Raw genomic sequence first — 18,118 nt, 5'->3', positions numbered from 1 at the left:
AGTCATGCGATGAATACCGTCTACACGCTCGGCCTCGTCGGCATCGGCAAGATCGCGCGCGATCAGCACCTGCCCGCGATCGCGGCTGAGCCGGGCTTCGATCTGCGCGCATGCGCGAGCCGCCACGCGGAAGTTCGCGGCGTGCGCAATCACCCGGACATCGGCGCGCTGCTCGCCGCCGAGCCGGCGCTCGACGCGGTGTCGCTCGCCGCGCCGCCGCAGGTGCGCTACGCGCAGGCGCGCGCCGCGCTCGACGCCGGCAAGCACGTGATGCTCGAAAAGCCGCCGGGCGCGACGGTCGGCGAAATCGCGGCGCTGCGCGCGCTCGCGCGCGAGCGCGGCCGCACGCTCTTCGCGAGCTGGCATTCGCGGCATGCGCGCGCGGTCGAGCCCGCGCGCGCGTGGCTCGCCACGCGCACGATCCGCGCGGTGCAGGTGCGCTGGAAGGAAGACGTGCGGCGCTGGCATCCGGGGCAGCAGTGGATCTGGGAGCCGGGCGGGCTCGGCGTGTTCGATCCGGGCATCAACGCGCTGTCGATCGTCACGCGGATCTTGCCGCGCGAGCTCGTGCTGCGCGCGGCGACGCTCGTCGTGCCCGCCAACGTGCACACCCCGATCGCGGCCGAGTTCGACTGCGTCGACACGGCGGGCGTGCCGGTGCGCGCGGAGTTCGACTGGCGGCACGGCCCGGTCGAGCAATGGGACATCGCGGTCGATACCGACGGCGGCGTGCTCGCGATCGGCGCGGGCGGCGCGCGGCTGTCGATCGCGGGCGAGCCCGTCGCGCTGCCGCCCGAGTGCGAATACCCGTCGCTGTACGCACGCTTTCATGCGCTGATCGCGGCGCGCGAGAGCGACGTCGACGATCGGCCGCTGCGGCTCGTCGCCGACGCGTTCATGGTCGGCCGGCGCATCGCGGCCGACCCGTTTCACCGCTGAAGCGTCGCCGGGCATGGGCGGCGGACGGGCGCGCGGAGCCGGAGCATGCGCCGGATTCGCGCACGCGCTGTATGGCGACGCACGGCGACATGCGGCAAACGCGGCAACACGGCAAGGCAACACGGCAAGGCAACACGGCAACGCAACACGGCAACGCGCCGCGACGAGCCGCCATGAATCGGCAGCAAGCCGGCATACAGCCGGCACGCAGCCGGCAACACGCACGACAGTCGGAAACGACCCACATCAAGGAGACGCAACATGACAAGGAGACGCACCATGACCCGCACGATTCGCCGCTTGACCCTGCGCGCCGCGTTCGCGGCGCTTCTTGCCGCGCCGCTCGCGATGCCCGCCGCGACCCGCGCGGACACGCCGCTGAAGATCGGCTTCCTCGTGAAGATGCCCGAGCAGGCGTGGTTCATCAACGAGCAGAAGGCCGCGACGTCGCTCGGCCGAAAGGACGGCTTCGCGGTCGTCAACATCGGCACGCCGGACGGCGAGAAGGTGCTCGCCGCGATCGACAACCTCGGCACGCAGGGCGCGCAGGGCTTCGTGATCTGCGCGCCGGACGTGCGCCTCGGGCCCGCGATCGCCGCGCGCGCGAAGCGCTACGACATGAAGTTCGTGACCGTCGACGACCAGCTCGTCGATTCGTCGGGCAAGCCGCTCGCGAACGTGCCGCACCTCGGGATGTCGGCGACGAAGATCGGCAACCAGGTGGGCCAGGCGATCGCCGACGAGATGAAAAGGCGCGGCTGGAAGCCGGAGGAAGTCGGCGCGCTGCGCGTGACGAACTACGAGCTGCCGACCGCGAAGCTGCGCACCGACGGCGCGACGCAGGCGCTCCTCGCGAGCGGCTTCAGGAAAGAGAACATCTTCGACGCGCCGCAGAAGACGACCGACGACGAAGGCGGCTTCAGCGCGGCGGCGCCCGTGCTCGCGCGGCATCCGAACGTGAAGAAGTGGGTGATCTTCGCGCTGAACGAGGAAACGGTGCTGGGCGCGGTGCGTGCGACCGAGCAACTGCACATTCCGGCGGCGGACGTGATCGGCGTCGGCATCAACGGCGCGGGCGAGGCGTTCGCCGAATTCCAGAAGAAGGAGCCGACGGGCTTCTTCGGCACGATCGCGGTCAGCTCGACGAACCACGGCAAGCAGAGCGCGCAGAACCTCGTCGACTGGATCCGCAGCGGCAAGGCGCCGCCCGCCGATACGCAGACGAGCGGCAAGCTGATGACGCGCGAGAACTGGCAGGCGGTGCGCGCCGAGCTGGGCATCTGAGCGGCACGTCGACGAGGAACCGATGACTGACACGACGATACACACGCGCGGCGAGCCGGCGGCCGGCGCGGCCGGCCCTGCGCCGCGCGCCGCATGCCTCGAGCTCGACGGCGTCACCGTGACGTTTCCCGGCGTGCGCGCGCTCGACGCGGTGTCGCTGTCGGTGCGCGCGGGCGAGGTGCACGGGCTGATGGGCGAGAACGGCGCGGGCAAGTCGACGCTCCTGAAGGTGCTCTCCGGCGTGAACCAGCCGCAGGCGGGCACGCTGCGGCTGAACGGGCTCGCGCAGCGCTTCGGCTCGACGCGCGCGGCGCTCGAGGCGGGCATCGCGATCATCTATCAGGAACTGCATCTCGTGCCCGAGCTGACGGTCGCCGAGAACCTGATGCTCGGGCAACTGCCGAACCGTGCGGGCGTGCTCGACGAGCGCGCGCTCGTCGCGCGCGCGACGACCGGGCTCGAGCGGCTCGGCGAGCGGATCGATCCGAACACGCCGGTGAAGCTGCTGTCGATCGGGCAGCGGCAGATGATCGAGATCGGCAAGGCGCTGATGCGCGACGCGCGCGTGATCGCGTTCGACGAGCCGACGAGCTCGCTGTCCGCGCGCGAGACCGAGCGCCTGTTCCGGATCATTCACGCGCTGCGCGCGGACGGCCGCGCGATCATCTACGTCACGCACCGGATGGAGGAAGTCGACGCGCTGTGCGACCGCGTGACGGTGTTTCGCGACGGCCGCCGCATCGAGACGTTCGAATCGGTCGCCGATCTCGATCGCGACAGGCTGATCGGCTGCATGGTCGGCCGCCCGATCGCCGACGTGTATGGCTATCGGCCGCGCGAGCCGGGCGACGTGGCGATCGAGGCGAAGGGCCTGTGCGGGCCGGGCCTCGCCGAGCCGGTGTCGTTCAGCGCGCGGCGCGGCGAGATCGTCGGCTTCTTCGGGCTCGTCGGCGCCGGGCGCTCGGAGCTGATGAAGCTGCTGTACGGCGCCGCGCGCCCGAGCGCGGGCCACGTCGAGCTGAACGGCCGGCGCGTGTCGTTCGCGAGCCCGCGCGACGCGGTGCGCGCCGGCATCGCGCTGTGCCCGGAGGACCGCAAGCAGGAAGGGATCGTCGCGATCGCGTCGGTCGCGGACAACCTGAACCTGAGCGCGCGGCGCCACTTCAGCCCCGCGCGCTTGCTGCTCGACGCTCGGCGCGAGCGCGAGCTCGCCGCGCGCTACATCGCGCGGCTCGCGATCAAGACGCGCGACGCCGATACGCCGATCGGCGCGCTGTCGGGCGGCAACCAGCAGAAGGTGATCCTCGCGCGCTGGCTCGCCGAGCGCATCGACGTGTTCCTGATGGACGAGCCGACGCGCGGCATCGACGTCGGCGCGCGCGCGGAAATCTACAACCTGTTCTACGAGCTCGCCGACGCGGGCCGCACGGTGCTCATCGTGTCGAGCGATCTGGCCGAGGTGATCGGCGTGTCGGACCGCATCGTCGTGATGAAGGAAGGGCGGATCGCCGGCTGCGTGGCGAAGGCGCAGGCGAGCCCCGACGCATTGATCAAGCTCGCGCTGCCGCGCTAGCGGCGCGGCAGCGCAAACCGGAAAACGCGAACGACATGAGTCAAGCCATGCAACCCCAAGGCACTTCTTCCCCGGCCGATTCCCCGGCATCCGTCACGCGGCCGCGCGCCGCCGCGTGGGATCTCCTCAACCGCTCCGGCATCGTCGTCGTGTTCGTCGCGCTGTTCGCGGCGCTCGCGATCGCCGTGCCGGACTTCCTGACGGCCCGCAACATCCAGGGCCTGTTGCTGTCGGTCACGCTGATCGGCTCGATTGCGGTCACGATGATGTTCGTGCTCGCGCTGGGCGAGGTCGACCTGTCGGTCGCGTCGATCGTCGCGTTCTCGGGCGTCGTCGCCTCGACGCTCATCACGGCGACGCACAGCATCGCGCTCGGCGCCGCGGCGGGCGTGCTCGCGGGCGGCGCGGTCGGGCTCGTCAACGGCGTGCTGATCGCGCGCTGGCGGATCAATTCGCTGATCGTCACGCTCGCGATGATGGAGGTCGTGCGCGGGCTCGCGTTCATCACGTCGAACGGCGACGCGGTGATGATCTCCGAGGAGCGCTTCTTCGCGCTTGGCTCGGGCTCGTTCCTCGGCATCTCGTATCCGATCTGGAGCAACATCGTCGGCTTCGTCGCGTTCGGCTTCCTGCTGCGCAAGACAGTGTTCGGCAAGAACGTGCTCGCCGTCGGCGGCAACGGCGAGGCGGCGCTGCTCGCCGGCCTGCCCGTCATGCGAATCAGGATCACCGTGTTCGTGCTGCAGGGGCTCGTGACGGGCTTCGCCGGCGTGATGCTCGCGTCGCGGATGAGCCTGGGCGACCCGAAGACGTCGGTCGGCCTCGAACTCGGCGTGATCTCGGCGTGCGTGCTGGGCGGCGTGTCGCTGACGGGCGGCGTCGCGACGATTTCGGGCGTGCTCGTCGGCGTGCTGATCATGGGCTCGGTGCAGGACGCGATGAGCCTCCTCAACGTGCCGACGTTTTACCAATATCTGATACGCGGCGGCATTCTGTTGCTCGCGGTGCTGTTCGACCAGTATCGTCGCAGTCGGCGGCGCGCGATGCGGGGCTGACCTTGCTGCCGCGCGGCCCTCCGGCCGCGTGGCATCACCGCGACATCAGGAGACGATATGGAATCATCGAATCGACCGGCGCGAACGGATGCGGCAGCCGCCGCGACGCTGCTGGTCGACTGCCGCAACGCGCTGGGCGAAGGCGCGACGTGGTGCGACGCGACGCGCGCGCTGTACTGGGTCGACATCGAAGGCGCGCGCCTGTGGCGATGGCGCGCGGCCGGCGCGTACGGCGGCGCGGCGACGGACAGTTGGGAGATGCCCGAGCGCATCGCATGCTTCGCGCTCACCGACGATCCCGATGTGCTGCTCGTCGGCCTTGCGTCGCGCATCGCGTTCTTCGACACGCGCCGGCGGGCGCTCGCGCCGGTCGTCGACGTCGAGCCCGAGCTGCCGACGCGCGTCAACGACGGCCGCTGCGACCGCGCGGGCGCCTTCGTGTTCGGGATGAAGGACGAGGGCGGTGGCGCGTCGCCGCGCGCGGTGGGCGGCTATTACCGGCTGAACGCGGATTTGAGCCTGCAGCGGCTTGCGCTGCCGCCCGCCGCGATCGCGAACGGCATCGCATTTTCTCCGGACGGCTCGGCGATGTATTTCTGCGATTCGCCGACGCGGGAAATCCAGGTGTGCGACTACCGGCCGGGCGGCGGCGTCGATCGCGTCCGGTCGTTCGTCCGGCTTGCCGACGCGGACGGCGAGCCCGACGGCTCGACGGTCGATGCAAGTGGCGGCGTGTGGAACGCGCAGTGGGGCGGCGCGCGGGTCGTGCGCTACGACGCGCAAGGCGTCGAGACCGATCGCATCGCGGTGCCGACGCCGCAGCCGAGCTGCGTGGCGCTCGACGGCGACGGGCGGCTATACGTGACGAGCGCGCGCGTCGGCCTCGACGGCGGCGCGCTCGCGCGCGATCCGGGCGCGGGCGGCGTGTTCGTCGCCGGTACGCGCCATGCGGGAATCGCGACGCCGCGGTTCGCGCTCGCGCGCAACGCATGAAGCGGGCTGCGCCAAATCCGGCGTGAAGCGCAAGCCGGGCATCGGCCGGTGTGCGTCCTCCGGGCGTCGCGGGAATGCGCGTGGCGTCCGCGGTGCGCGCGCCGCCGCGATTCGATCGTAGGCGCGCGGCTCTCCGCGAGCGTGTGATTTATTACAAATCGCAAATATCATCCTTGCGCCGCCGAAAACAAAGCTTGCAAAATAGCCGCTTCGGCTCGTTCGCAGAGCGTGTCCGGCGGAGGTCCCGCCGTTTCCGGCCGCCGCGCGTTTCCCGTCATTTCCGGATTGAACAGCAGCAGAGGCAGATCCATGTCCCGTTCCGTTTTCGAGGCCGTACGGCTGGACGACGTCGTATTGCAACCTTCTCCGATCGATCCCGGATGGATCATCGAAGGAGCGCCCGTTGCGCGCAGCGGCCGGTGGTCGTGCAGCCCCGACTCGACGACGTCGATGTGGGTCTGGGATTGCACCGCGGGGCGTTTCAACTGGTACTTCGACTGCGACGAAACCATTCACGTGATCGAGGGCGAGGTGATCGTCTCGTCGGACGGCGACCCGCCCCGCACGCTGCGCGCCGGCGACGCCGCGTTGTTCTACGCCGGCAGCCGCACCGAATGGCACGTGCCGAAGTACGTGCGCAAGCACGCGATCCTGCGGCCGCACCTTGCCGGGCCGGTGCTTTTCGTCCACAGGGCGATCCGCAAGCTGGCCGGCGCGTTGCGGTGACGGGCGCGCGAAGCGGAGCGCGTGGCGCGGGCTCGGCCGCCGCGCGTTTCGCGCGTTGCGTCATTTGTCATTTCTCGTCCGGCTTCGCGCGCTTTGCCTTCGACTCCGCCTTCGCCTTGCCGTTCGACTGATTGACCGCGATCGCGGCGCGCACGAGCGTCTTGAACGCGTTGGCGTCAAGCGTCTCGCCTTCGCGGATGTCGATCGCGCGCCGGACGTTGCCGTCGAGGCTCGAATTGAAGAGTCCGGCCGGATCGTCGAGCGATGCGCCCTTGGCGAAAGTCAGCTTGACGACCGCCTTGTACGACTCGCCGGTGCAGATGATGCCGTCGTGCGACCAGACGGGCGTGCCTCTCCACTTCCATTCCTCGACGACGTCCGGGTCCGCTTCATGGATCAGCCGGCGCATCCGGCTCAGCGTGTCGCCGCGCCAGTCGCCGAGTTCGGCGATCCGTCGGTCGATCAGCCCGGAGGCCGGCTGGTTTTCGGGCGAATCGGTGTTTTTCATGGGCTCATCCGGAGGCTGTCGGGTTCTTTGCAATCGATGCCGAGGCGATTCGATGCGATCGGCGCGCACGCGCTCGCGCATCCGGACGCCGCAAGCCCGACGCATGGCTTCCACAGTACTCGATCTTCGGCGCCTACGCGCGATTTTGGCCGTTCGGCCGAACGGCCGGAACGGGCGCGCCTGGGCCGGCGGCCCGATTCGGCCATCCGATTTCGTCTCGGACGGCGCGGCTTTCCCATCATTCGTCGGGCTCCCGGTCGCGGAGCGATTCCGTCCGGCCTTCGCGTCAAGGGGCGCTGATCGCTTGGCATCGCGTCCTCGCGGCCCGCCCGGGCGGCCGACGCGGGCCATTCGACGGACCGCTTTAAAGGCAGTGCAATTTTCAACCGATATCATCGGCGTTCGTTCACGGCGCAACCGGCCGGGACGCGCTGCCGGCGCGAGCGGCAATCATCGAAAAAGCGAAGCGGATGCCGGACGGCCCGCACTTTGACCAACGGGCAGGCCGAACCGGCCGCCACCATGACGGGGCATTGAACGATGGGGAGGGGAACGGATGCCGGCCGGCGTGCGATCACGATCGTTGCCGGGGGCGTGCTTTGTGCGGCGGCGTCCGGCCATGCCTGCGCGCAGGCGGCGCAAGCCGTGAACGACGCGCAGGCGATGGGCGCGGCGAGCCGGATCGATGCGGCGCCCGGCGTCACGTTGCCGGAGATCGCGGTGAAAGGCGAGGCGAACGCGGCGTCGATCGGGCTCGTCGGAATGCGCACGGCGATCGGCACGAAGACGGACACGCCGATCGCCGAGGTGCCCCAGACGATCAACGTCGTCACGGCGCAGCAGATCGAGATGACCGGCGCGACCGATCTCAACCAGGCGCTGCGCTACGTGCCGGGCTTCGCATCGTTCGGCTCCGACAGCCGTACCGACTGGTATGCGGCGCTGCGCGGCTTCACGCCCACGTTGTTCGTCGACGGATTGCAGGCGCCGAATACGGCCACCATCGCGAACTGGCGCGTCGATCCGTTCATGATCGACAGCGTCGGCGTGCTGCGCGGGCCGGCGTCGGTGCTTTACGGCGCGGGCGATCCGGGCGCGATCGTCGACGTGCGGGCGAAGCGGGCCGACGGCGAGCGCGTGCGCGAAGCAGGCGTGCAGATCGGCAATGATGCGCGCAAGCAGTTCATGTTCGACGTCGGCGACAGGCTGGGCGGGGACGGCGAATATGCGTACCGCCTCGTCGGCGTCGCGCGCGACGGCAACGCGTCGACCGGCCCGAACGCGGACCGGCGCATCGCGCTTGCGCCGTCGTTCCGGTGGCGGCCGGATGCCCGCACTTCGCTGACGGTTTCCGCGTCCTGCCTGCGGGACCAGAGCGACATCTCGTTCAATTTCCTGCCCGCACGGGGCACCGTGCTGCCGAATCCGAATGGCCGCCTGTCGCCGGACATCTACATGGGGGACCCGGCGTTCAACGATTACCGGAAGAAACAGTGGTCCGTCGGCTATCAGTTCGAGCACGCACTCGATTCGACGTGGACGCTGCGCCAGAGCGTGCGCTGGATGCACCTGTCGCTCGACGACGCATCGGTTTTCGGCAACGGCCTTGCCCGCGGCAGCACGACGGACATGATGCGCTTCGCGGGGCTGTTCCAGTTGAACTACAGCCGCTTCGACATCGACAGCAACGCGCAGGCGCGCTTCGGCACGGGGCCGCTCGAACACACGCTGCTGCTCGGCTTGCACTACAACCGGCAGACGACGACCAACAGCGTATGGCTCGCGCTGGCGCCGAGCCTGAATCTTTACGATCCCGTCTACACGCCTGTCACGGCGGCGATCTTCTCCGGCCCGACGTCGTTGGGCCACATCGATCAGTACACGGCGATGAACACGTTCGGCGTATACGCGCAGGACCAGATCGAATGGCGCCGCTGGGCGCTCACGATCGGCGGCCGCGAGGACCGGGTGAGCCTCCGGCAGGACGATCTCGCGGCGGGCGCGCAGTCGAGGGCGGACGTCAGCGCGTTCTCGGGCCGCCTCGGGCTGACCTACCGGGGCGACCACGGGCTGTCGCCATACGTCGGCTACGCGACGTCGTTCAATCCGGTGATCGGCGTCAGGATATTCGGCGGCGGCGTGCCGAAGCCGACGCGCGGCGCGCAGATCGAGGCTGGCCTGCGCTGGCAGGCGCCCGGCAGGAACCTCATGCTGAGCGCCGCCGTCTACCGGATCGACGAGACGAACGTGGTGACGCCCGCGCCGACGAATCTCGATCCGACGGGCACGTCGTTCGTGCAGACGGGCGAGGTGCGCTCGCGAGGCGTCGAGCTGAGCGCGGTGGGCAAGGTCACGCCGGAACTGTCGATCGTCGCGTCATATGTCTATCAGGATGTGAAGAACGTGAAGGCGAACGACGCGTCGCTGAACCACTGGCCGGTCGCGGTTCCGCTCCCGCGCCAGATGGCGTCGCTGTGGGGCGACTGGACATCGCATGCGGGCCCGCTATCGGGGCTGGGGTTCGGCGGCGGCATTCGCTACCAGAGCGCGTCGGCGGGCGCGCCGGACAACGCACTGAACGTCGCGAGCTACACGCTGTACGATGCGGCGCTGCACTACGACACCCGCGCCTGGCGTTTCGCGCTGAACGTGACGAACGTGTTCGACCGGCATTTCGTCAGCGGTTGCCAATCGTCCGCGGTCTGCGTATTCGGCAACGAGCGCACCGTCCTCGCCAGCGCGAAATACAACTGGTGACGAGCCGCGGTGACGGGCGTGCCGGCGATGCGCCGCCGCATCGAGCGGCAACGCCGTTCATCCGGCGCAGCCGTCTTCCGCGGGGTTCAGCGTGCGCCTGGATGCCGGCCGCGCATGCGCGGCGGCCTGCGTTTCGGCGGCGGGGGGCGGGCCCGGCTCGCCTGCGTGTCGCAACGCATCCACCCGCGCCTCGATTCGCTGGAAATCCAGCGCGTCGACGTGCTCTCGCACTTCCTGCAAGAAGGCCGCATAGCCGGGATCGTGCGCATATCGGCCGATCCAGTCCTCGATATCCGTGAGGCGGCCATCCCTGGCCAGTCGGCCCAGTTCGTCGAGCGCCTCGGCGCACGGATGGCGAGGCGCGCGTGAAGCGGGGGCATGCTCCGCGTCGGCGTCCGGCTGCGACGGCCCCGGACGCGCCGCCGGAGAGACGAGCGCGTGCCCGACGGCGGGCGCGGCGATCTCGAATGAGAACGACGTTCCGACACCTGGCTGGCTGGAGACGGCCAGCTCGCCATTCATGGCCCTCACGATGCGCTGCGCGATGAACAGACCGAGCCCGGTGCCGCCGTTGACGACGTGGACCTGCTGATAGGCGCGGAAGATGTCGGCGCGTTCCGTGAGATCGATCCCGATGCCCGTGTCGGTGATTTCGATGCCGATGCGGTAGCCATCGGCTTGCCGGCGCGCATGGGCAGAGAGCGTGACGACACCCTTGCGCGTGAATTTTGATGCGTTGGAAAGCAGGTTGAGCAATACCTGCTGGAGACGGATTCCGTCGATTTCGAGCGTTTGGGGCAGCGGCGTCAGCGGCTGATAGACGAACCGGTTTTCCTGCTGCGCGCAGAGCGCGACGGCGTAGCCGCCGATGTCGTCCAGCAGCCCGGGCAAATCCGTGGCCTCGGGGGAAAGGGCGAGCGGCTGGAGTTCGGCCTTCGTATATGCGAGCAGCTCGTCGATCAGCGCGAGCTGATAGCGGATGCTTCGGTCGATGGACTGGATCAGCCGGGACTGGCTCGACGTTGCGCTTTGCAGCAGGAGCTTCGAATACCCGTTGATCGTCGACAGCGGCGCGCGCAGATCGTGGCTGACATACCCGAGCGTCTCGATTTTCTGCTGCATGTTGGTTTGCGCCTGATGCAGCGCTTCGTTGAGCGCGACCGTGCGCTTCGCGACTTCGTCCCGCAGGCGGTCCTGCTCCGTGAGCTGCCAGTGTTCGAGGCGCTTTCTCGCCTCGGTGCGTTGACGCCCCACGTGGTTGATCCAGGCGGCCAGAACCATCAGATGCGTGGCGAGACCGATGATCGCGATGACGGGATTGGGGTAAATGTCGGATCTGAGCCATGACAGCGCCGGCGGCATCGCATCCATCCCGTCGACGACCCGAATCAGGAAGTTGAAGAGGGCGAAGCCGATCGTGACCAGCATCAGACGGCCGGTCGGGGTGCCGCGTCGGGCAAGCAGCAGCGCGGTGCAGACGTTCAGGACGGCGAATGCGATGTTCAGTTGCAGGCAGAACCGGGCGAAGACCAGGAGATCGCCGAGCGCGGCGCCCGCCATTCCGATGCACTGGAGGCACAGCATCGCCACATACGCGGCCTGCACCGGCATGTCGACCTTCTCGCCTCTCGCGATCTTCAAGACGAACACGATGAAGAGCGCAAGGGAAAAATACGCAAACAGCGTTTCGCTGCGCGCCGACCACTCGGGCGCATCGGGCCATAAATACGCCCGCGTATAGCCGCGGAATGCCGCCTCGAACAGCGTCGTGCCGAGGCATAAGGCGGCGAGCAGATAGAACGCGGTGCTGCGGGAAAAGAAGCCGATCAGCAGCGCGCACCATACGAGCGCCAGCAGCCCGCCGAACAGGCCGAAATTCCACATGGCGGCGCGCACCTCGTGGGCGTGCCACGCTGCACGGGTGAACACCGCCGGCGCCAGCCGCAATGTCTTGCGGGACGTGACTCGCACCAGGACGGGAATTCTTTCGCCGGCAAGCAGCGTCGTGTCGAGCGTCGGATACCGCGGCGGCATTCCGCCTGCATCGGCGTCATGCGAAGGGAAGCGTGCGCCGAGCGTCCATCGTCCGTTCCGGAAGATATAGAAATCCGCCTGGTCGATACGCGCATCGCGCAGTGCCAGCACGAGCGGATGCTCGGCGCTGTCGCGATTGACGAGCGTGACGCGCAGCCACCACGCAGACCGGGAAAACCCCGGATTGAGCCGCGCTCGCGTTGCCGGCAAAAAGCCGCCCTGCGCGTTCGAGAGGCGCGCAAGCACCCGATCGACCGGCATCGCGGCCGTGGGGTCCTCGAAGATCGATATGCCGTCCAGTCGCGCCGGGCTTTCGGCCGTCGCAGCGCGTGCCGTCATCCACGTGAGGCATGCGGCCAGCAGAATCAACAGCGCGACGTGACGCGCACGGCCGCAAGGCCCGCGTAGGCTACGCATCGGGTTGCCGGCCTTCGGCGGTGCCGGTTGCATTGCCGCGGCCGTGCAGCCGCCGCCAATCGGACGGCGTGACGCCGAAGCGCTCGCGAAAGGCGGTCGCGAAATTGCCTGCGTTGGAAAAGCCGATTTCCTGGGCAATGTCTCCAATGCCCATCGATGTTTGCGCAAGAAAGCGCTGCGCCGTGCGCAACCGCGTGTCGCGCAGATATTCGAACACTGTCTGGCCGAGGTTGTCGCGGAACACCCGGGACAGCCGCTTTTCGTGAGTGCCGACCAGTTTGGCGAGTGCCTCGAGCGCCGGCGGATTGCGCAGGTCGCGCAGCAGGACTTCGCTCGCGGCGCGCACCAGGGAGGCGTCCGGATGGTCGGGAAGGGCGGGCAAGTGCTCCGGGGGCCGGCTGCCGGGCGGCTTCTTCAAATGATTCCGGATGCGTGCGATCACCTCGGCGGGCTCGAACGGCTTGATGATGTAGTCGATCGCGCCGATCTCGAGTCCCTCGATACGATCCTCGAGGTCGCCGGCGGCGGTCAGCATGATGATCGGGATGGCTTGGGTCGACGGCGTGGACGTGAGCAGCCGGCATGCGGCAAAGCCGTCCATGTGCGGCATGCGCACGTCCATCAGGATCAGGTCGGGCGAAATGGCCTGCGCGCGATGGTACGCCTGCAAGCCATCGAACGCGACGCTGATCCGGCAGTGCGCGGCGCGCAAGATCTCGACCAGCAACTGAAGTTCGTTCGGCCGGTCATCCACGACAAGAAGGTGCGCGTCCGAGAGAACCGGCGCGGCGCGAAGCGACGTCGAACTGGGCAAGCGAGCTGACATGGTTGCGAACGAATCGGAATGGTCTGATTTAGTTGGTCTGCGGGCGCCGCGTTCCGCCGGCTCCATTGGGGCAAAACATCGGCGCAGAAAATTATAAGCTGACGAAACTGACGCTTGGGGGTATCCCGTCCCAGTCGTCCTGCCGCGCTGCCTGTCCAGGCAGAGAGCGGGGCGGCGGCGGGCAAGCACCGCAAGACCGGACGGCCGCGATGAAACGTCTCGAACCGTATCACGGTTCTATTTTGGCGGTGACGATTTTGGCTCGATTTGAATTTATTTGATATTTCAGTCGGCCGGAATTCGGCACGCTTTTGAAATATGTTGATGATGTTCGCGCCAGAAAAGAATATTTCCGCCAAAAAAGAGATTTGGCGATCCGAATAACCGCGCTACACGCATGTTCTTGAAGCTCGCTTATCCGCCGAATCAGCAATGCCGCAAGCGTTTCTCGCGCGTGACCGTGACCGGTTATACGGGCGGCATCGGCACGGGCGCGTCGAATCTTCAGCTTTCGCGGCAAGGCAAAAACGCCGTTGCCGGTGAGGCTTGTCGAGCGTGTCGCTCATCGTGATGGCCGTTCGCCACTGGTTCCCTGCTGGTCGAGTGTTCTGGGGTATCCGGGATTTCTGCCCGGTATGTCGCGTGACATCAATTTCATGCGATCCGCTCTGGAAAAGTATTTTTCCTATTTGGAAAACATTAAGTATTAAAGATTTTAAAGGAGAGGGGAATGAATGAGAATTTGACAATTTATAAACAATGATGCCTTTGCTCCTGATGGTTGCTGTTTCATAATCTGCCCGAAAGTTAGATGCCGAACTTACTCGGGCGGATAAAGGGTGTAAGTGGCGGCGCCGCAGTCCGGAAATGAACTTAAATGAAAGGGGCCTGATGAAATCGGATTGATGCCGAGGGATTGGCGCGCGCTGATTCATCTCTATTTATCGGCTGCTCAATATCGAAGGCGGAAGGTGCGTGATTCGCATGGGGTGATGAAAATCGACCGTGATCTGAATATCCGGATTTTATGATTTTTAAAATCGTGTCGGCTGATGTATTCGATGCCGTGGCTATTTTTTGAAAAATCATATGCGTACCTGATTCAAGAGGATTTGTTACCGGAAAGGCAAGCCTCCGGGCGATAGGCGGCCGGACCTTCCGGCGGAAATGCCGCACGGTCCGGAGTTGGCGGCCCGTGCCTCAATGATCGACGCCCTCAGACCGATGGCCGCGCGCATCGGCGCGAGTGTCGATGTGCGCGGAATGCGATTCGCGTTCGTCCATTGTCGGACTCGTGATCGACATGCAGTTCAGCAAGTTAGTAGTTCTTAATTAACCAGACGCTACGTAGAACGGAGAAGAAAGCATGAAGAAGAAACACATTTCGATGATCGTCACGACGATGTTCGCGGGCACGGGTCTTCTCGCCTCGGGAGCCGCCCACGCTCAAGCCAACTTCGTGGATCGCGGCAACCCGGACAACGCACTCAGCGGTCAATGCATCGACGGCACGAACCCGCTCTGCGTCGCAACGAAGAGCGGAAATTATGTCGCGGTGAGCAGCTCGAGCTACAGTGCAGGGACCAACGCGAAAGCCGGGGTGGCCGGCATTGCGATCGGCGACCAGTCGAACGCGAACAGCAAGGGGGGCACCGGCGGCGGCGGCGCGATCGCCGTAGGCGTCGGCGCGCAGTCGCTCGCGAATTCGGCAACGGCAATCGGCACGGTGGCGGTCGCGGCGGGCAATACGTCGCTCGCGGTGGGCCGCCAATCGGCGGCGCTCGGCGATTTTTCGATGGCCCTCGGCAACGTCGCGGATGCGAAGGGCGACCGCAGCATCGCGCTCGGCCATTCGGCGCTCGCGCAGGATTCGCAGTCGATCGCGATCGGTTCGGCGGTCGGTGGCGGCAACGATGGCGTGTCGGGCGGCGCAACGTACGACGCAACCACGCAAACGCGCGCGGCAGGCAAGCGCGCCATCGCAATCGGCGCAGGTGCGGTGACGAACGGAGACGATCAGATCGCGATCGGCTCGGGTGCGGCGGGGGCGAACAACGGCGGCACGCCGGTTTTCGGCGGCACGGCGGCGCCTGTCGGCGGCGCCGTGTCGTTCGGCTCGCTCGCTCACGAGCGTCAACTGAAAAACGTCGCAGCGGGCGCGGCCGATACGGACGCCGTGAACGTTCAGCAGTTGAAGAACGTCAACAGCGGTCTGCAAGGCCAGATCGACCAGACGAATACGAACGTCACGAACCTCGGCACGACGATCGGCGGCCAGATCGCGAACATCAATACGTCGCTTTCCACGGCTACGAGCAACATCACGAATCTGCAGGCGTCGGACGCGCTCTCGGTGAAATACGATGGCGCCGACAAATCGTCGATTACGCTCAAGGGCGCGAACGGCACCACGATCCAGGGCGTCGCGGACGGCAAGGACGCGCACGATGCGGTGAACGTCGGTCAGCTCGACGGCGCGATTTCGCCGATTCAATCGTCGCTGTCGTCGGCCGTGACGAACATCGCGAATCTGCAAGGCAACGTGACCAATTTGAGCACATCGCTCAGTCAGACGAATGCGAACGTCACGAACCTGAGCACGAGTCTCGTCGGCACGCAAGCCGACGTGTCGAATCTGCAGGCCGCCGACAAGCGCAACGTGAAATACGACGGCGCGGAAGGTTTCGACAAGGTGACGCTGCAAGGGGCGAACGGCACGACCGTGACGAATGTCGCGGCCGGCAAGCTGTCGGCCGACAGCAGCGATGCCGTGAACGGCTCGCAACTGTACGCGACGAATCAACAGGTCGCGCAGAACGCGACGGACATCACGAACCTGCAAGCGTCCGACAAGCTGTCGGTGAAGTACGACGACGCGGGCAAGCAATCGGTGACGCTCGGCGGTGTCGGCGCGTCGCAGGCCGTCGCGCTGAAAAACGTCGCGGACGGCAAGGATGCAATGGACGCCGTGAACGTCGGCCAACTGTCGAAAGCGACGGGCGATCTGTCCACGCAGATCGACAACCTCGATCAGCGCGTGACGAACAACACGACCCAAATCGGCGCGTTGCAGCAAGACGCGCTGCAATGGTCGAAGTCGGCCGGCGCGTACGACGCTTCTCACGGCAGCGGCGCCGCGCAGAAAATCACGAACGTGGCGGCGGGCGACATTTCCGCTACGAGCACGGATGCGATCAATGGCGCGCAACTGAAGAGCGTGCAAGACCAGATCAACGGTCAAATCGGCGGCGCGACGAAGAATGCGGTCGTGTACGACACGGGCGCGCAAGGCGATCGCCTGAATTCGATCACGCTCGCCGGCGGTCAGCCGGGCGCGGTGACGATCACCAACGTCGCGGCGGGCGCGCTGAACGCAACCAGCGCCGACGCCGTGAACGGCGCGCAACTGTACGCGACGAATCAACGCGTCGGCGCGACCGAAGCGAGCATCAGCAACATCAGCGGCAACGTGACGAAACTCGGCGATCAAGTCACCGCGATCGATGGCCGCGTGACGCAGAACGTGACGAACATCGCGAACAACACGACCGACATTTCGGCGCTCAAGCAAGACGCGTTGCAGTGGAATTCGACGCTCGGCGCATACGATGCCTCGCATGGCTCGGCTTCGCCGCAGAAAATCACGAACGTCGCGCCGGGCGAGATTTCCGACACGAGCACCGACGCGGTGAACGGCCAGCAGTTGAATGCGCTCAAGGGCGACCTGAGCGGCGTGGACAGCAAGGCTTCGCGCGCTGTTCAGTACGATTACAGCGCCGATGGCTCGACGCGTCTGAACACCGTCACGTTCGCGGGCGGCGACAAGTCGGCGCCGGTACAACTGAAAAATGTCGCAACCGGCATCGCGGATACCGACGCCGTGAACGTGAAGCAGTTGAACGACAAGGTGGCGGGCGCGGTGCAGGAAGGCACGAAAAACGCCGTCCAATACGATGTCGATCCGACGACGGGCGCGCGCCTGAACTCGGTGACGCTCGTCGGCAACGGCTCGGGGCCGGTCGTGATCAACAACGTCGCGGCGGGCAAATTGTCGGCCGACAGCACCCAGGCGGTGAACGGTTCGCAACTGTATGCGACGAATCAGCAAGTCTCGCAAAACACGCAGGCGATCAACAATCTCGATAACCGCGTGACCCACATCGAAAACAAGGTGGACGATGTTGCGAACGGCAAGGCCGGTCTGGTGCAGCAGCAAGACGCGGGCAGCCCGATCACGGTCGGCAAGGACACGGGCGGCACGTCGGTGAATTTCTCCGGCACGTCGGGCGACCGCGTTCTGACGGGCGTTGCCGCGGGCGTCAACAACAACGATGCCGTCAACGTCGGCCAGTTGAACAGCGCGCTGAAGAACGTTGCGGACAACGAAAGGGTCAGGGCGACGGCGACCGATGCGAACACGAACTGGATCGCGCGCGCGGAGGCGGGTTCGTTCGGCTCGACGGCGACGGCGAGCGGCAAGAATTCGGTCGCAGTCGGTCAAGGCTCGGTCGCGGATCGCGACAATTCGTTCTCGGTCGGCGCGAAGGGCAACGAACGCCAGGTCACGAACGTCGCGGCCGGCACGGCCCCGACCGACGCCGTCAACGTTCAGCAGTTGAACGACAACGTCCAGTCGGCCAGATCGGATGCGAAGGCTTATACGGATCAGCGCATCGGTCAGGTGTACAACTCGTTCAACGACCTGAAGAAAGACATGTACGGCGGCGTTGCGTCGGCGATGGCGGTGGCCGGGTTGCCGCAACCGACCGGCGCGGGCCGTTCGATGGTGTCGGCCGCGACGGCGAACTATCACGGCCAGCAGGGTTTCGCGGCCGGCTACAGCTACGTGACCGAAAACAACAAGTGGGTGGTGAAGGCATCGGTGACGGGCAACAGCCGTTCGGACTTCGGCGCGGTGGTGGGCGCGGGCTATCAGTTCTGAGCGAAGCCGCGTCGTCAGGAACGATTCGGTCGGACCTGGCTTGTGTTCGATGAGCGACATGCCC

The 18,118-nt window shown here is 66.6% G+C and carries 14 protein-coding genes; 9 read left to right on the top strand and 5 right to left on the bottom strand.

Features of this window, described 5'->3' with window-relative positions; all coding sequences use genetic code 11:
• Window positions 1-9 precede the first annotated feature (9 nt).
• The 5 genes from AQ610_RS26815 (at window position 10) to AQ610_RS26795 (ending at window position 5,844) form a co-directional block, all read left to right on the top strand.
• Window positions 10-939 carry a Gfo/Idh/MocA family protein gene (locus AQ610_RS26815; protein ID WP_006027549.1) on the top strand — a complete coding sequence of 310 codons (930 nt, stop codon included), beginning with the start codon at window positions 10-12 and terminating at the stop codon, window positions 937-939.
• A 279-nt stretch (window positions 940-1,218) separates the two neighbouring features.
• The gene (locus AQ610_RS26810) at window positions 1,219-2,223 is read left to right on the top strand and encodes an arabinose ABC transporter substrate-binding protein (protein WP_006027548.1); all 1,005 of its coding nucleotides are present in this window, start codon (window positions 1,219-1,221) and stop codon (window positions 2,221-2,223) included.
• Between the two features lie 22 nt (window positions 2,224-2,245).
• On the top strand, window positions 2,246-3,796 hold the full coding sequence (gene araG, locus AQ610_RS26805; RefSeq protein ID WP_006027547.1) for an L-arabinose ABC transporter ATP-binding protein AraG: 1,551 nt from the start codon (window positions 2,246-2,248) through the stop codon (window positions 3,794-3,796).
• A gap of 35 nt (window positions 3,797-3,831) precedes the next feature.
• The gene (gene araH / locus AQ610_RS26800; protein WP_009914699.1) at window positions 3,832-4,851 is read left to right on the top strand and encodes an L-arabinose ABC transporter permease AraH; all 1,020 of its coding nucleotides are present in this window, start codon (window positions 3,832-3,834) and stop codon (window positions 4,849-4,851) included.
• Between the two features lie 57 nt (window positions 4,852-4,908).
• Window positions 4,909-5,844: an SMP-30/gluconolactonase/LRE family protein gene (locus AQ610_RS26795; RefSeq protein ID WP_006027545.1), complete on the top strand. Its 936-nt coding sequence runs from the start codon at window positions 4,909-4,911 to the stop codon at window positions 5,842-5,844.
• A 167-nt stretch (window positions 5,845-6,011) separates the two neighbouring features.
• Here AQ610_RS26795 and AQ610_RS36510 read toward each other — a convergent pair whose 3' ends face one another.
• Window positions 6,012-6,155, bottom strand: a complete 144-nt coding sequence (locus AQ610_RS36510) for a hypothetical protein (RefSeq protein ID WP_155246052.1) — start codon at window positions 6,153-6,155, stop codon at window positions 6,012-6,014.
• Here AQ610_RS36510 and AQ610_RS26790 point away from each other — a divergent pair.
• Window positions 6,154-6,570: a cupin domain-containing protein gene (locus tag AQ610_RS26790; RefSeq protein WP_043282789.1), complete on the top strand. Its 417-nt coding sequence runs from the start codon at window positions 6,154-6,156 to the stop codon at window positions 6,568-6,570. The two genes, AQ610_RS36510 and AQ610_RS26790, sit on opposite strands and share 2 nt — an antisense overlap.
• A 67-nt stretch (window positions 6,571-6,637) precedes the next feature.
• On the opposite strand, the gene AQ610_RS26785 is transcribed toward AQ610_RS26790, so the two are convergent.
• Together AQ610_RS26785 and AQ610_RS37680 are read right to left on the bottom strand one after the other, a co-directional pair.
• Entirely contained in the window at window positions 6,638-7,078 is a 441-nt protein-coding gene (locus AQ610_RS26785) for a DUF1801 domain-containing protein (protein ID WP_009914701.1), read from the bottom strand.
• Between the two features lie 392 nt (window positions 7,079-7,470).
• Complete coding sequence (locus tag AQ610_RS37680) at window positions 7,471-7,911, bottom strand: hypothetical protein (protein WP_231748997.1); 441 nt, start codon at window positions 7,909-7,911, stop codon at window positions 7,471-7,473.
• On the opposite strand from AQ610_RS37680, the gene AQ610_RS26780 reads away from it, so the two are divergent.
• Window positions 7,886-9,835 (top strand): TonB-dependent siderophore receptor, encoded by a 1,950-nt coding sequence (locus AQ610_RS26780; protein ID WP_231748996.1) that lies wholly within the window; start codon window positions 7,886-7,888, stop codon window positions 9,833-9,835. The genes AQ610_RS37680 and AQ610_RS26780 overlap by 26 nt on opposite strands.
• A gap of 57 nt (window positions 9,836-9,892) precedes the next feature.
• Here AQ610_RS26780 and AQ610_RS26775 read toward each other — a convergent pair whose 3' ends face one another.
• Together AQ610_RS26775 and AQ610_RS26770 are read right to left on the bottom strand one after the other, a co-directional pair.
• Window positions 9,893-12,286 (bottom strand): sensor histidine kinase, encoded by a 2,394-nt coding sequence (locus tag AQ610_RS26775; protein WP_045554794.1) that lies wholly within the window; start codon window positions 12,284-12,286, stop codon window positions 9,893-9,895.
• Complete coding sequence (locus tag AQ610_RS26770; RefSeq protein ID WP_015604074.1) at window positions 12,279-13,112, bottom strand: response regulator transcription factor; 834 nt, start codon at window positions 13,110-13,112, stop codon at window positions 12,279-12,281. Before AQ610_RS26770 ends, AQ610_RS26775 begins: the two co-directional genes overlap by 8 nt.
• A gap of 397 nt (window positions 13,113-13,509) precedes the next feature.
• Here AQ610_RS26770 and AQ610_RS36505 point away from each other — a divergent pair, with 397 nt between their 5' ends.
• The gene (locus tag AQ610_RS36505) at window positions 13,510-13,683 is read left to right on the top strand and encodes a hypothetical protein (protein WP_009914703.1); all 174 of its coding nucleotides are present in this window, start codon (window positions 13,510-13,512) and stop codon (window positions 13,681-13,683) included.
• A gap of 795 nt (window positions 13,684-14,478) precedes the next feature.
• The gene (locus AQ610_RS26765; protein ID WP_009914705.1) at window positions 14,479-18,054 is read left to right on the top strand and encodes a YadA-like family protein; all 3,576 of its coding nucleotides are present in this window, start codon (window positions 14,479-14,481) and stop codon (window positions 18,052-18,054) included.
• The last annotated feature ends 64 nt before the right edge of the window (window positions 18,055-18,118 follow it).

This window comes from Burkholderia humptydooensis, from assembly GCF_001513745.1.
GTDB classification, from domain to species: domain Bacteria; phylum Pseudomonadota; class Gammaproteobacteria; order Burkholderiales; family Burkholderiaceae; genus Burkholderia; species Burkholderia humptydooensis.
This window is presented reverse-complemented; position numbering and strand designations above follow the sequence as displayed.

Bases quoted from the DNA above. Each gene is read 5' to 3' on its own strand.
- AQ610_RS26815 (WP_006027549.1), top strand. From the start codon at position 10: ATGAATACCGTCTACACGCTCGGCCTCGTCGGCATCGGCAAGATCGCG.
- AQ610_RS26810 (WP_006027548.1), top strand. From the start codon at position 1,219: ATGACCCGCACGATTCGCCGCTTGACCCTGCGCGCCGCGTTCGCGGCG.
- araG (WP_006027547.1), top strand. From the start codon at position 2,246: ATGACTGACACGACGATACACACGCGCGGCGAGCCGGCGGCCGGCGCG.
- araH (WP_009914699.1), top strand. From the start codon at position 3,832: ATGAGTCAAGCCATGCAACCCCAAGGCACTTCTTCCCCGGCCGATTCC.
- AQ610_RS26795 (WP_006027545.1), top strand. From the start codon at position 4,909: ATGGAATCATCGAATCGACCGGCGCGAACGGATGCGGCAGCCGCCGCG.
- AQ610_RS26790 (WP_043282789.1), top strand. From the start codon at position 6,154: ATGTCCCGTTCCGTTTTCGAGGCCGTACGGCTGGACGACGTCGTATTG.
- AQ610_RS36510 (WP_155246052.1), bottom strand. From the start codon at position 6,155: ATGGATCTGCCTCTGCTGCTGTTCAATCCGGAAATGACGGGAAACGCG.
- AQ610_RS26785 (WP_009914701.1), bottom strand. From the start codon at position 7,078: ATGAAAAACACCGATTCGCCCGAAAACCAGCCGGCCTCCGGGCTGATC.
- AQ610_RS26775 (WP_045554794.1), bottom strand. From the start codon at position 12,286: ATGCGTAGCCTACGCGGGCCTTGCGGCCGTGCGCGTCACGTCGCGCTG.
- AQ610_RS26770 (WP_015604074.1), bottom strand. From the start codon at position 13,112: ATGTCAGCTCGCTTGCCCAGTTCGACGTCGCTTCGCGCCGCGCCGGTT.
- AQ610_RS36505 (WP_009914703.1), top strand. From the start codon at position 13,510: ATGTTCTTGAAGCTCGCTTATCCGCCGAATCAGCAATGCCGCAAGCGT.
- AQ610_RS26765 (WP_009914705.1), top strand. From the start codon at position 14,479: ATGAAGAAGAAACACATTTCGATGATCGTCACGACGATGTTCGCGGGC.